Here is a 13,356-nt window from a genome sequence, read left to right on the forward strand (position 1 = left end):
CCCACAAAGTTGTCACTGAACCTGTGGGAGCGAGCCCGCTCGCGATAGCGGCCTGTCAAACACTGCATCCCCCCCAATGCCCCGCTCCCGCACAACCCCAACCGAACATCTATCCTTCATATAGGTCAACCAAAGGAGTACCGGGACTGGAGGATCGCTCATCGTGCATATCGCTGACATCACCATGTTCTACGCCCCTGCCAGCGGTGGCGTACGCACTTATCTGGATGCGAAGCACCGTCGCCTGGGTATCAAACCCGGCATTCGCCACAGCTTGCTGATTCCCGGATCCTCTTTCAGCGAGCAGGATGGCATTTATACCGTTCCGGCCCCTGCCTTGCCCTTCGGCAAGGGTTATCGCTTCCCTCTGCGTCTCGCGCCCTGGCGCAATGTCTTGCAGGATTTGCAGCCCGACCTGATCGAAGTCGGCGACCCCTATCTCACCGCATGGGCGGCGCTGGATGCGCGGCGGCAACTCGATGTGCCGGTCATCGGTTTCTATCACTCGGACCTGCCCCTGCTGGTCAGCAACCGCATGGGCCATTGGGTGACCAACAATGTCGAGGCCTATGTCAGCAAGCTCTATGGCAACTTCGACCGGGTCCTGGCGCCCAGCCGGGTCATGGCCGACAAACTCACCGGGCTTGGGGTCAGGAATGTCTTCGTGCAGCCGTTGGGCGTCGACCTGCAAACCTTCAATCCCGATGCCAGAGACCCCGGGCTGCGGGCCGAACTGGGCCTGGACGAAAACACCCGCCTCTTGATCTTTGCCGGGCGCGGTTCCAAGGAAAAAAACCTGCCGGTGCTGCTCGACTGCATGAAACGCCTGGGCCGACGCTATCACCTGCTGCTGGTGGGCTCGTCGATGCCCACGGCCGTGCCGTCCAACGTGACGGTGATCGACGAATTCTGCCCGGCCGTACAAGTTGCCCGCCTGATGGCCAGCGCCGACGCATTGCTGCACGCTGGCGATCAGGAAACCTTCGGCCTGGTGTTACTCGAAGCCATGGCCAGCGGTATACCGGTGGTGGCCGTGGCGGCCGGGGCCTTCGAGGAAATCGTCACCAATGACTGTGGCGTGCTCTGCGCACCGAACAACCCCGCCGCAATGGCCACTGCCGTTCGAGAGCTGTTCGGCTCGGGCAGCGTAGCGCTGGGCCGACAAGCGCGATTACATGTCGAACGGCATTACGCCTGGGATACGGTGGTCAACAGCCTGCTGCGGCACTATCACGCCGTGCTCGGCAGCCAATGGCCGCTGACAGCCAATGGTTGAGCCCATGAACAGTCCCGCTTTACTGCTGGTACTGCACGACGTGGCACCACCCACCTGGGCCGATTACCAGCCGTTCGTCAAAGACATCGACGCCTTGGGTGGCGTGCCGATCACCTGGCTGGTGGTCCCGGATTTCCACAAACACAACAATCTGGACGCCCATCCGCAGTTTTGCCGGCTACTCAGTGCCAGGGTCGCCCGGGGCGACGAACTGGCACTGCATGGCTATTTCCATTGCGACGACGGGCCGATGACCCGCAATCCTCGCGACTGGTTCATACGTCGGGTCTACACCCACGAAGGCGAGTTTTACTGTTTGTCGCAAGAAACCGCCCTCGCCCGCCTGCGTTCGGGTATCGAGATGTTCCACCGGCATGACTGGCCGCTGGAGGGGTTCGTCGCCCCGGCCTGGCTGATGAGCCAAGGCACTCGCCAGGCACTGCGCCAATTGCCGTTGAGTTACACCAGCGACTCGCGACATTTGTACCGGCTACCGGATTTCATCGCGATCGAGGCGCCGGGGCTGGTCTGGAGCGCGCGCAGTGCCTTGCGCCGGGGCGTATCGATGCTTGTCAGCGACCGCCGTGAACAACGCTGGCAGCACGCCCCGGTGATTCGCCTGGGCCTGCACCCGGTGGACATGCGCCATGAGTTCTCGCGCCGATACTGGCTACAAACCCTCGAGCGCCTGCTCGACAACGGACGCGTTCCGATGACCAAGGCCCAGTGGCTGGCGCTGCAAAACGACCGTGTGGGTCGAGCGGCATGAGTCGCGGACTGCTGTTGCTCGTCGGTCGCTGCTGATGAGGTTGATGAAACTCAGGCAGGCTCAGGTTTGTCCTCGGGCTCTTGCTGCAACTGTTCCCACAATTGCGCGGCGTCAGGAAACTCAGTACCGGTTTCAGGCCCCATGTCATCCGGGTCGTAGCGGCTCAGGCAACCCTCGCCCAGCGTGGCGGGAGCCTTGGCGGTGGCTTTGTCCAGTGGATCGGCCATGGTCATGTCCTCGGTGCAGAAACGGCGAAGGGCCTGAAGCGATTGAACGCCCAGGCCCTTCGAATTTCAACTGTGACGTACGTCTGTCAGAAGACGACGGTCTTGTTGCCGTGCACCAGCACGCGGTCTTCCAGGTGATAACGCAAGCCACGGGCCAGCACCATTTTCTCGACATCACGGCCGAAACGCACCATGTCTTCGATGCTGTCGCTGTGGCTGACGCGCACCACGTCCTGCTCGATGATCGGGCCGGCATCCAGCTCTTCGGTCACATAGTGGCAAGTCGCGCCAATCAGCTTCACGCCACGCAGGGAGGCCTGGTGGTACGGCTTGGCACCGACGAACGACGGCAGGAAGCTGTGGTGAATGTTGATGACCTTGTGCGCGTATTCGCTGCACAACTCGGGCGGCAGGATCTGCATGTAGCGGGCAAGCACCACCACTTCGGCATCGTGCTGTTTGACCAGGCGCGAAACCTCGGTGAAGGCTGGCTGCTTGTCCTGCGGATTGACCGGGACGTGGTAGTACGGAATACCGTGCCACTCCACCATGCTGCGCAAGTCATCATGGTTGGAAATCACACAGGAAATTTCGCAGTCCAGTTCATCGCTGTGCCAGCGGTGCAGCAAGTCGGCCAGGCAGTGCGACTCGCGGCTGGCCATCAGGACCACGCGTTTCTTTTGTTCGGTATCGGTGATGCGCCAGTCCATCGAGAACTCTTCGGCGATCGGGGCAAAGGCTTCGCGAAACGCTTCGATACCAAAGGGCAGGGAGTCGGCACGGATTTCGTGACGCATGAAGAACCAGCCACTGAGATTGTCCGAGTGATGGCTCGCTTCAGTGATCCAGCCGTTGTGTGACGCCAGAAAGTTACTGACTTTGGCAACGATGCCAACACGGTCCGGGCAAGAAATCACCAGACGAAAAGTGCGCATGAGGGGGAAACTCCAGAACTTCGCAAAGGCCGCCATTCTAGCGATTGCGCAGCAAAACTGCAGTATTGATGACGTTTCGCCCCGCCGGAAGGTCGGTGCGGCAGGACGGGCAGCGCCCGCGCTTGTTCGCCGGATGCTCTAGCGGTGCCGGTCAATTGTTAATTTATGTATATCTGACCGACAATAACTGCACTACCGATGTGCACCAAAGACACAGCAACTAAATTAAATAAAGTTGGCTTAAATGTTTACTTGATGAAACACCGTGACTATTATTGCCGCACTGTCACCTGCCATCCAGCGCACAACATAAGGTAGTCCACATGTCCTTGATCAACGAATATCGCGCCACCGAAGAAGCTATCAAAGAGCTGCAAGCCCGTTTGAAGAACCTGTCCCAAGACGACAAACTGCAAACCGAGCTGGAATTCGAAGGCAAACTGCGCACCCTGATGGGCGAGTATTCCAAGTCCCTGCGTGACATCATCGCGCTGCTGGATCCAGAATCCAAAACCAAGGCACCACGCGGCGGTGCAGTGAAAACTACCGGCACCAAACGTGCTCGCAAAGTTAAACAGTACAAAAACCCGCACAACGGTGAAGTCATCGAAACCAAAGGTGGCAACCACAAGACTCTGAAAGAGTGGAAAGCCAAGTGGGGCGGTGACGTGGTGGAAGGCTGGGCTACCCTGCTGGACTAAGCCTCAGAGCTTGTCGCAGACGGATCCGTGACAAAAAAGAACGCCAGCGAATGCTGGCGTTTTTTTATGCGCGGTGTTTAAGCCCCGGCATGTTCGATTTCAAAGACACAAACGTTGGCGCAGTCCCTGGACATAATCCTGCCACTCACTGAGCACCCCCTGCTGAAACGGAGTAGCACTAACGCTCAATTGGGCCGAGGCCTCTGCAAAACTTTCAAGGGTATTTGGTGCCCCCCACTCGGGTTCTGACAAACGTTTCTGACAGAATATTCGCCAGCGTTCTTGCTCTTCGCAATTCAACGTGTCGGAAAAGTTGCGTGCGCGATATCGAAACAGCAATTCAGGCAAACGTTCGTCATCGAAAGGCCACTGCTCTTGTGCCAATTGCTTCGGGTCAACGCTTCTGACTTGTTCACACAATCGTCGATCCCGATCGCCGATAAATCCATCGTATAACTGTTGCTCCGGATCCTGGCTCTGGGAAAAATCTTCGCGGGCATAAATCGCCAGGATTTTATCCAGCCAAACTTTCTGCGCGTCATTTAGCCGCAACACCCGCTGCTGATACAGCGCCATATCCAGCCCCAGGCGTTGCTGGTCTTCTTTGCGAAGTACCGACAACGGTGCCACCACCGGGCACTTGTTGATGTGAATCAGCTTCAACGGCACCGGCAACTCGCCCTCGGCCAGTTCGTCGCGGCGGGTATACAAGCGCTGGCGCAAGCTTTCGGCATCCAGATCGAGCAGGCCCTGGGGATCGAGGTGCAGGTCACAGACAATCAGGGCGTTCTTGTTGCGCGGGTGCCAGGCCAGCGGCAACACCACCCCCACATAGCTGCGCGCGGCCGAAAAACGCCCGGAAACGTGCACCAGCGGTTGCAGCAGGCGTATCTGGTCCATGACTTTTTGCTTGCTGCGCAGTTGAAACAGCCAGTCGTACAGCTTTGGCTGTTTTTCCCGTATCAGGCGTGCCAGAGCAATCGTCGCGCGAACGTCCGACAGCGCTTCGTGGGCATTGCCATGATCGATGCCATTGGCAGTGGTCAGGCGTTCGAGCTTGAGCGTGACCCGCCCCTCGTCATCGGTCGGCCAGACCATGCCATCGGGGCGCAAGGCATAGGCGGCGCGCACCACATCGATCAGGTCCCAGCGGCTGTTGCCGCCCTGCCACTCCCGCGCATAAGGGTCGAAAAAGTTTCTGTACAGGCTGTAGCGGGTCATCTCGTCGTCGAAACGCAAGGTGTTATACCCCGCGCCACAGGTGCCGGGCGCTGCGAGTTGGGCATGCACCCGGGTCATGAAATCGGCTTCGCTCAAGCCCTGCGCTTGCAATTGCCCGGGAGTGATTCCCGTGATCGCGCAGGCGGCCGGGTGCGGCAGGATGTCGTCACTGGGCTGGCAGTAAAGATTGACCGGCTCGTCGATTTCATTGAGATCGAAGTCAGTGCGCAGGCCGGCCATTTGCAACGGACGGTCGCAACGGGGATTGATGCCAGTGGTTTCGTAGTCGTACCAGAAGATGGAGGTCACGGGCGATTCCTGAACTGAAGATCGGCAAAGTCTAGGCGTTCACCTCCCGCCCCGGCCAGTAGTCTTGTCATTCAAGCACCTTGCGCGACTCGCCATGCCCTCCATAGTTATGTCGTTTCCCCCCGCATAGGCTGCTAGCATCGGATGGACACAGAATCCCGATCCAGGCCACATCATCAGGTTGCCCATGCTCGAGACCACAGCACTGCCAGGGAATGCGCCGCTGTCACCGCCACTGGATACGCGGTATCACGTCGAAACGCCGGAAGGCGTCGACCTGCCACTGCGCCCGGCCGGGTTGATGGTCCGTGCGCTGGCGTTCTCCATCGATCTTGGCTTGCGCGGCCTGATCCTGGGCGTGCTGTTCATTGCCCTGGCGATGCTCGGCAAACTGGGAGCCGGACTCGGCTCGATCCTGCTGTTCGTGGTGAGCTGGTGGTACATGGTGCTGTTCGAGGTGCTGAACCACGGCCGCTCGCCGGGCAAGCAATGGATGGGATTACGGGTGGTGCACGACGATGGCACCCCGGTCGGCTGGTCCGCTTCGTTGCTGCGCAACCTGCTGCGCGTTGTCGACCTGTTGCCCTTCGGTTACTTCCTCGGGGCCGTCAGTTGCCTGCAACATACCCACTTCAAGCGCCTCGGCGATATCGCCGCCGGGACCCTGGTGATCTACCGCGAACAATCGCACACCCGCCCCGAAATCCCTGAAGCCCAGCCCCGCCGCCCGGCCTTTGCCCTGACTCTCACCGAGCAACGGGCGATTCTCGGGTTTGCCGAGCGCCAGGGCGAACTCTCCCCGGCGCGGGCCGATGAACTGGCTGCGATCCTCGCCCAACCGTTGCAAGTCCCGGCCCCGCAGGCGGTGACCGAGCTCAACGGCATCGCCCGCGGCCTGTTGGGGCCGACATGAAGCAAAGCCTTTTTGAAAACCGGCACAAGGCCGAATGGGAACAGTTCGCTCGCCTGCTCGAGCAATTGGAGCGCGACAGGAAAGCCACCGGGGCCGGCAGCTTCCCGAGGGACTACCGACGTCTCTGCCAACACCTGGCACTGGCCCGGGAGCGTGGCTACAGCAGTTTTCTGATCGACTCCCTGCAGCAACAAGTGCTGCGCGGGCATCAACAGCTTTACCGTCACCGCAGCCGTTTGGGTGCCAATGTGCTGGCATTCATCCTGGCCGATTTCCCGCGACTGGTGCGCGAACAGTGGCGTTTCGTCCTCGCCGCCAGCCTGATGTTCTTTGCCAGCCTGGCCGGTTTCGCGCTGCTGGTGTACCTGTACCCGGACCTGGTCTACAACCTGATCCCCGCCGAGCAGGTCAGTGAAATGCAAAGCATGTACGACCCCGTTGCCGGACACCTCGGGCGCACGGCGGAACGGGCCGCCAGTGAGGACTGGGCGATGTTCGGCTACTACATCATGCACAACATCGGCATTGCCTTTCAGACCTTCGCCAGCGGTTTGCTGTTTGGTTTGGGCAGTGTGTTTTTCCTGATCTTCAACGGCCTGATGATCGGTGCGGTGGCCGGGCACCTGACTTACGTCGGCTACGGACAAACCTTTTGGTCATTCGTGATCGGCCATGGCGCTTTCGAACTCAGCGCCATCGCCCTGGCCGGTGCCGCCGGTCTGAAGCTGGGCTGGGCGCTGGTCGCCCCGGGACGCCTGCCACGCGCCGAGGCCTTGCGTCTGGCCGCGCGCAAGAGCGTGATGCTGATCTGCGGGGTCATGTTGTTTCTGTTGATCGCTGCGTTTATCGAAGCTTACTGGTCATCCTTGACTGGCCCGTCGCACCAGACCAAGTACCTGGTGGGCGCAGCGCTCTGGTTGCTGGTGGTGGTTTATCTCGTGTTTGCCGGACGTCGCCGTCATGCGCCTGAGTGACGCCACCGTAGTGATTCGCCCGCGCTCGACCTGGGAAGCCATGGACCTCGGGGTGCTCCTGAACCAGCGGCACCGACGCCTGTTGATGACCAGCTGGGCCATGGTCACCTTGCCCATTTTCGCGCTGCTCAGTTGGGGGCTCTGGGATTCGCCCTCTCTCGCCGTGTTCATTTTCTGGTGGCTGAAGCCGGCGTTCGAACGTCTGCCCCTATACATCCTGTCCCAGGCCATGTTCGGTGAAACGCCCACGCTCAAGCAGGCCCTGCGCCAATGGCCGCGCCTGCTCAAACCGCAATTGCTGGCCAGCCTGACCTGGCGACGCCTGAGTTTGCCCCGCAGTTTCGTGATGCCGGTGGTGCAACTCGAAGACCTCGACGGACAGCAACGCCAGCAGCGCCTACAGGTGCTGTTGCAGCGAGACGCCGGCGCCGCACGCTGGCTGACGATCATCGGCGCGCATCTGGAAGGCGCGCTGTGGATCGGCTTGATGGTGCTGTTCTATCTGCTGCTGCCACAACAGGTCGCGCTCGACTGGAGCTGGCAGTCGCTGATCTCGGCGGCCACCCAGGACTGGCGTTGGCTGGAACACCTGACCAATGCCTTTTATGCACTGGTGCTGGTGGTCTGGGAACCGATCTATGTCGCCTGCGGTTTCAGCCTTTACCTGAACCGGCGCACCGTTCTGGAGGCCTGGGATATCGAACTGGTGTTCCGCCGAATGCGCCAGCGTCTGCTCAGTGCAAGCGCTGTCCTGTTGATCGCCATGATTGTGCTAATGCCGACCACTCACAACGCATGGGCCGCCGAACCGGCCACTTCACCCGACAGCCCGCGCTTGCTGGACCAGTCCCTGACCAGCCAGGCCTCCCGGGACAGTATCAAGGCGATCCTCGAACAGCCGCCCTTCAGGAACCGGGAAACGGTGACACGCTATCGCTTTGGCGAAGACCAACCGAGTGCTGAAGCCCCGGACGACGGCAAGACACCGCTGTGGTTGAAGGCCCTGTTGAAGCTGTTTGAGGGGCAGCACTTCGGGGCATTGGCGACACTGATTGAAATCGTGCTGTGGGGCATCGTTATCGGAGCCATCGGCCTGTTGATCTGGCGCTATCGTGACTGGTTGCAGGCATTCGTCAGCCGAAGACCGACACTCAACATCAAAGCCACGAGGCCATTACCGCAGCGGGCGTTCGGCCTGGACCTCAAGCCCGAGTCCCTGCCCGCCGACATCGCCACCAGTGCTGAAAGCCTCTGGCAGACCCATCCGCGCGAAGCACTCGGCTTGCTCTATCGCGCCCTGCTCAGCCGCCTGTTGCACGACTTCAACATTGCGCTCAAAGCCGCCGACACCGAAGGGCAGGTGCTGCGGCGGGTCGAGCTGTTACAGCGACCGGCCTTGCTGGCCTACAGCCAAACCCTGACCGGGCACTGGCAAAACATGGCTTATGGTCATCGCCTGCCGCCCGCTCAGGTGCAACAGGAACTGTGTAACGGCTGGCGTTTTCTGTTCGGCTCGGAGGTTGTCCGTTGAATCGGCGCTGGGGGGCGATAGCAGGGGTGTTGATCGCCGGGTTGGTGGCTGCGCTGAGTGTTTATCTGTACCTCAAGGCATCCCCCTACCAGACCGAAATCGACCACGGACCCTCCCCCGAAGCCAAGGCCAACCCATATCTGGCGGCGGAGCTGTTCCTGCGCAAGCAAGGCCTGAGCGTCGGCCACGCCAATGGCCTCGACATCCTGCCCAGCCTCGACCCGCATCAACACAGCCTGCTGTTGCTCGGTGACCGCTACAACATGACCCCGCGGCAGATCGACCAGCTGATGAACTGGACCCGGGCCGGCGGGCGGCTTCTGTTCGTCGCCGAGTCGCTGTGGGATGAAAAACTTGGCCATAGCAATGACCTGCTGCTCGATCGGGTGCAACTGCACCAGTCCCTGAGCAAAGACCTCAAGGCACCGCCACCCAATGTCGGCGAAGATCCGTACCCGCAACTGACCAAGCTCTATCTGGAAAACGAAGACGCCCCGGCCTACGCCGGTTTCGATACCACGTTCCATCTCGAAGACCCGAAAAACCTCGCCCAGGCCTGGGCCAACAGCGCCGGGGCCACACACATGATGCAGCTCAATTACGACCTCGGCTCGATCATCGTAGTCACCGATGCCGACTTGTGGAAAACCCCGGCCATCGACCAGTACGACAATGCCTGGCTGCTCTGGTACCTGACAGCCGACACCCGCGTGACGCTGATCTTCAATACCGATCACGACAGCCTGCCGAGCTTGCTGCTGCGTTATTTTCCCCAAGCGCTGGTCGCGTTGTTCGCCTTGATCGGCCTGGGTTTCTGGCACTTTGGCGTGCGTCAGGGTCCATTGCTGGAACCGGCACCGAAAGCGCGCCGACAATTGCAGGAGCACCTGCGCGCCAGTGCCGACTTCCTGCTGCGTCGCAACGGTCAGGCCGGCCTGCTGCAAGCCTTGCAGCAAGACATCCTGCGGCGCGTGCGGCGTCGCCATCCCGGTTTTGAACAGCTCGGTGTTGCCGAACAATGGCTGGTGCTCGCGCGCCTGACCGGCCAACCCACACGCGCTATCAGCCAGGCCATGAGCCCACGACCGAAGCAACGGCTTTCCAGCGTTGAATTCAGCCGTCAGGTCGCCCACCTGCAATCCCTGAGGAACGCACTATGAGTCAACCAATCGAGCCCGACGCACCGAGCCATGTCGCTCAACAGCGTCAGCGTGCCGGGCATCTGGCCCAGGCCGTACGCAAAGAACTGCAAAAAGCAGTGATTGGCCAGGACAGCGTGATCGACGACGTCCTGACGGCGCTGATCGCCGGCGGCCATGTGCTGCTCGAAGGCGTACCGGGTTTGGGCAAGACCCTGTTGGTGCGCGCCCTCGCCCGCTGTTTCGGCGGTGAATTTGCGCGCATCCAGTTCACCCCGGACCTGATGCCCAGCGACGTCACCGGGCATGCGGTGTATGACCTGCAAACCGAGCAATTCAAACTGCGCAAGGGCCCGTTGTTCACCAACCTGCTACTCGCCGACGAGATCAACCGTGCCCCGGCGAAAACCCAGGCGGCGCTGCTCGAAGCCATGCAGGAACGGCAAGTCACCCTCGAAGGCCGCCCATTGCCCATTGCGCAACCGTTCATGGTGCTCGCCACGCAAAACCCGATCGAACAGGAAGGCACTTACCCGTTGCCGGAGGCCGAACTGGACCGTTTCATGCTCAAGGTGCGCATGGATTACCCCGACGCCGAGCAAGAGCTGAACATGGTGCGTCAGGTCAGCCGCTCGACCCGGGCCGACATGCTCGATGTTCAACCGATGCGCACGTTGTTACAGGCCAAGGATGTACTGGCCCTGCAACGCATCGCCAGCGACCTGGTGCTGGACGATCAGGTGCTCGATTACGCTGTGCGCCTGGCCCGCTCAACCCGCAACTGGCCCGGCCTGATCCTCGGCGCCGGCCCACGCGCGTCCATCGCGCTGGTGCGCTGTGCCCGCGCCCGTGCGCTGCTGCGCGGCGGTGAGTTCGTGATTCCGGATGACATCAAGGGCTGCGCCCTGGCCGTGCTGCGTCATCGTGTGCGCATCGCGCCGGAGCTGGACATCGAGGGCCTGGATGTCGATCAGGTGCTCCAGCAGATGCTTGACCAAGTGCCGGCGCCGCGCCTGTGAAACCCTCGCGCCTGATGCTCGCCTGGCTGCTGATCCTGCTGGCCTGCGGCATTGTGTCGGGCACTTTGGGGGCATTGGAGTTCGCGGTTCCGGCGAATCTCATGGCGATCAACTGGGGGTTGCTCCTGGCGCTGCTGGCTCTGGCCCTGCTGGATGCGGTGCGCGTGAAGCGCCTGCCTTCGCCCCGACTGAAACGCCAGTTGCCCGGCAGCCTGGCGCTGGGTCGATGGAGCGAAGTGCAACTGACTGTCGAACACGACTTTCCCCAATCGCTGAACGTACAAGTCTTCGACCATGTGCCAGCAGGCCTGAGCTTCGAACACCTGCCCCTGACGGTCGAGCTGCAACCGGACCAGCACAGCCTGGCCGGTTATCGCCTGCGTCCGCTCAAGCGCGGACACTTCAGCTTCGAACGCTGCGAAATCAACCTGCCAAGTCCCTTGGGGCTCTGGTCGGACAGACGCTTGCTCGACCTGCCCGACGCCACCCGCGTCTACCCCGACTTCGCCCGCCTCTACGAAGGGCAACTACTGGCAGTGGACAACTGGCTCAGCCAGCTCGGAGTACGTCAGAAACAACGGCGGGGCCTGGGCCTGGAATTCCACCAATTGCGCGAATTTCGCGAGGGTGACAGCCTGCGCCAGATCGACTGGAAAGCCACTGCCCGGCAGCGCACGCCGATTGCCCGGGAATATCAGGACGAACGCGATCAACAGATCATTTTCATGCTCGACTGCGGCCGGCACATGCGCAGCCAGGATGATGAGCTGTCGCACTTCGATCACGCCCTCAACGCCTGTTTGTTGCTCAGCTACGTCGCACTGCGCCAGGGCGACGCGGTGGGCCTGAGTACCTTTGCCAGCGAACAGACGCGCTACCTTGCTCCGGTAAAAGGCACCAGCCATCTCAATACACTGCTCAACAGCGTTTATGACCTGAACAGCACCCAACGCAGCGCCGACTATCAAGCTGCGGCAACACAACTGCTGGTACGGCAAAAACGCCGGGCACTGGTGGTGCTGGTGACCAACCTGCGCGAAGAGGACGACGATGAGCTGCTCTCGGCTATCAACCGCCTGAGCCAGCAGCATCAGGTGCTGGTCGCGAGCCTGCGCGAAGACGTGCTCGACACCCTGCGTCAGTCACCGGTGCAGACCTTGCCCGAGGCGCTGGCGTATTGCGGGACCGTGGACTACCTCAATGCACGCGCCGAACTCCATGAGCGCTTGAACGCTCATGGAGTACTGTTGATAGATGCGCGGCCCGGCGAATTGGGGGCAGAGTTGGTGACCCGGTACCTGGGCTGGAAAAGAGCTGGAGTTTGAGCCTGAGCAATCACTGACAGCCGGTTTCCCAGTGATCTCAAGCCGAAGCCGGCAACGGCAGAAAACTGAAATACTGCTTCAACGCCTCCACCAGTTGCCCATACTCCGGTGGCGCCCGTTGCAGGCTGAAACCGGCGTCATAATGTTGGGGGGTCACGTCTTCGTGACACCACAGGCAACAGGCCTGCAGGTCGATGATCTGCTGACCACCTTCGATACCGGGAATTTTCAGGCGCAGGTAGAAGTCGGCGCCGATCATCATCGGCAACTGGCTGATCAGCATCAGTCCGTCTTCAGAAACATTGCCCAGATTGCCGATGGGCTTGCCGGTGATGCCGTTGAACACTTTCAGGAAGTACGGCAGTTGATGCCGCTCGATTCGGCGGTCGGTGAACATGTGCAATTTCGCTATGCAAGGCTCTTAAGCAGAGCCGCACTACTGCTTCGGAACGGGTACGCATCAAGTCTTTGCCCGCTCTCCCCGCTTCCGGTGCGCCAGTCCTGACAGCGCAAAGTCTTGCTTGTGCCGGTCACAGGTGTTGCCCCGGTTCAGAGGCAAGGCTCTAAAACCGGTTCCTTGGACTATAGCTCACCACCGCCGGTGAGCCAGCGATCAGAGGGTTACTGCCATCAGAACTGCGTCGGTTTAACGGCCGCTGCACTGCGCGTCGGATAGTGGCCCAGGCTCTGCAGGGTTTCAATGCGGGCATGGGCGCGGTAGGCGTACTCGCTCTGTGGATAGGACGCCATGATGAACTGATAGGTCTGGGCCGCGTCGATAAACATCTTCTGTCGCTCCAGGCACAGGCCGCGCATCATCGACACTTCCGGCCACACGTAAGGCCGCGCGCGGCTGTCGCGTTCGACCTTGGACAGTTCGAGCATCACCTGCTCGCAATTGCCCCGGTCATAGGCGCTGTAGGCATTGTTCAAATGATGGTTCATCGACCAACGGGTGCAGCCCGTGACGCTGAGGGCGCTGATGGCAAGGGCGGCAATGAGCACGAATCGCATGGG

The 13,356-nt window shown here is 60.9% G+C and carries 14 protein-coding genes; 9 read left to right on the plus strand and 5 right to left on the minus strand.

Annotated elements, in window-relative coordinates:
• Positions 1–163: 163 nt before the first annotated feature.
• Complete coding sequence (locus AC1D1M_RS19485; protein WP_477776883.1) at positions 164–1,276, plus strand: glycosyltransferase family 4 protein; 1,113 nt, start codon at positions 164–166, stop codon at positions 1,274–1,276.
• Positions 1,269–2,045, plus strand: coding sequence for a DUF2334 domain-containing protein (locus AC1D1M_RS19490; protein ID WP_477776884.1), 777 nt, complete (start codon positions 1,269–1,271; stop codon positions 2,043–2,045). Before AC1D1M_RS19485 ends, AC1D1M_RS19490 begins: the two co-directional genes overlap by 8 nt.
• A gap of 50 nt (positions 2,046–2,095) precedes the next feature.
• Here the strand turns inward: AC1D1M_RS19490 and AC1D1M_RS19495 are convergent, their stop codons facing one another.
• Positions 2,096–2,272 (minus strand): hypothetical protein, encoded by a 177-nt coding sequence (locus tag AC1D1M_RS19495; protein ID WP_185754818.1) that lies wholly within the window; start codon positions 2,270–2,272, stop codon positions 2,096–2,098.
• A gap of 86 nt (positions 2,273–2,358) precedes the next feature.
• The gene (gene purU / locus AC1D1M_RS19500; protein WP_102671174.1) at positions 2,359–3,207 is read right to left on the minus strand and encodes a formyltetrahydrofolate deformylase; all 849 of its coding nucleotides are present in this window, start codon (positions 3,205–3,207) and stop codon (positions 2,359–2,361) included.
• A 323-nt stretch (positions 3,208–3,530) separates the two neighbouring features.
• Here purU and mvaT point away from each other — a divergent pair, with 323 nt between their 5' ends.
• Positions 3,531–3,908 carry a histone-like nucleoid-structuring protein MvaT gene (mvaT, locus tag AC1D1M_RS19505; RefSeq protein WP_477776885.1) on the plus strand — a complete coding sequence of 126 codons (378 nt, stop codon included), beginning with the start codon at positions 3,531–3,533 and terminating at the stop codon, positions 3,906–3,908.
• Positions 3,909–4,007: 99 nt separating this feature from the next.
• Here the strand turns inward: mvaT and sbcB are convergent, their stop codons facing one another.
• A complete protein-coding gene (gene sbcB / locus AC1D1M_RS19510) occupies positions 4,008–5,438 on the minus strand; it encodes an exodeoxyribonuclease I (RefSeq protein ID WP_477776886.1) in 1,431 nt (476 codons plus the stop codon).
• Between the two features lie 187 nt (positions 5,439–5,625).
• Between sbcB and AC1D1M_RS19515 the strand changes: the two genes are divergently transcribed.
• Genes AC1D1M_RS19515 through AC1D1M_RS19540 form a run of 6 tightly spaced genes read left to right on the plus strand, consistent with a single transcriptional unit; the run spans position 5,626 to position 12,339 of the window.
• Positions 5,626–6,351, plus strand: a complete 726-nt coding sequence (locus AC1D1M_RS19515) for an RDD family protein (RefSeq protein WP_477776887.1) — start codon at positions 5,626–5,628, stop codon at positions 6,349–6,351.
• The gene (locus AC1D1M_RS19520; protein ID WP_477776888.1) at positions 6,348–7,325 is read left to right on the plus strand and encodes a stage II sporulation protein M; all 978 of its coding nucleotides are present in this window, start codon (positions 6,348–6,350) and stop codon (positions 7,323–7,325) included. The genes AC1D1M_RS19515 and AC1D1M_RS19520 overlap by 4 nt, the downstream gene beginning before the upstream one ends.
• On the plus strand, positions 7,312–8,856 hold the full coding sequence (locus tag AC1D1M_RS19525; RefSeq protein ID WP_477776889.1) for a DUF4129 domain-containing protein: 1,545 nt from the start codon (positions 7,312–7,314) through the stop codon (positions 8,854–8,856). The genes AC1D1M_RS19520 and AC1D1M_RS19525 overlap by 14 nt, the downstream gene beginning before the upstream one ends.
• A complete protein-coding gene (locus AC1D1M_RS19530) occupies positions 8,853–10,016 on the plus strand; it encodes a DUF4350 domain-containing protein (RefSeq protein WP_477776890.1) in 1,164 nt (387 codons plus the stop codon). Before AC1D1M_RS19525 ends, AC1D1M_RS19530 begins: the two co-directional genes overlap by 4 nt.
• Positions 10,013–11,014 carry an AAA family ATPase gene (locus tag AC1D1M_RS19535; protein WP_477776891.1) on the plus strand — a complete coding sequence of 334 codons (1,002 nt, stop codon included), beginning with the start codon at positions 10,013–10,015 and terminating at the stop codon, positions 11,012–11,014. Before AC1D1M_RS19530 ends, AC1D1M_RS19535 begins: the two co-directional genes overlap by 4 nt.
• The gene (locus tag AC1D1M_RS19540) at positions 11,011–12,339 is read left to right on the plus strand and encodes a DUF58 domain-containing protein (RefSeq protein ID WP_477776892.1); all 1,329 of its coding nucleotides are present in this window, start codon (positions 11,011–11,013) and stop codon (positions 12,337–12,339) included. Before AC1D1M_RS19535 ends, AC1D1M_RS19540 begins: the two co-directional genes overlap by 4 nt.
• Before the next feature lie 37 nt (positions 12,340–12,376).
• Here AC1D1M_RS19540 and AC1D1M_RS19545 read toward each other — a convergent pair whose 3' ends face one another.
• Positions 12,377–12,736: a PilZ domain-containing protein gene (locus tag AC1D1M_RS19545; RefSeq protein WP_477776893.1), complete on the minus strand. Its 360-nt coding sequence runs from the start codon at positions 12,734–12,736 to the stop codon at positions 12,377–12,379.
• Between the two features lie 233 nt (positions 12,737–12,969).
• A complete protein-coding gene (locus AC1D1M_RS19550) occupies positions 12,970–13,353 on the minus strand; it encodes a tetratricopeptide repeat protein (protein ID WP_116262011.1) in 384 nt (127 codons plus the stop codon).
• Positions 13,354–13,356 lie beyond the last annotated feature (3 nt).

This window comes from Pseudomonas sp. P1_F7 (genome assembly GCF_056405655.1).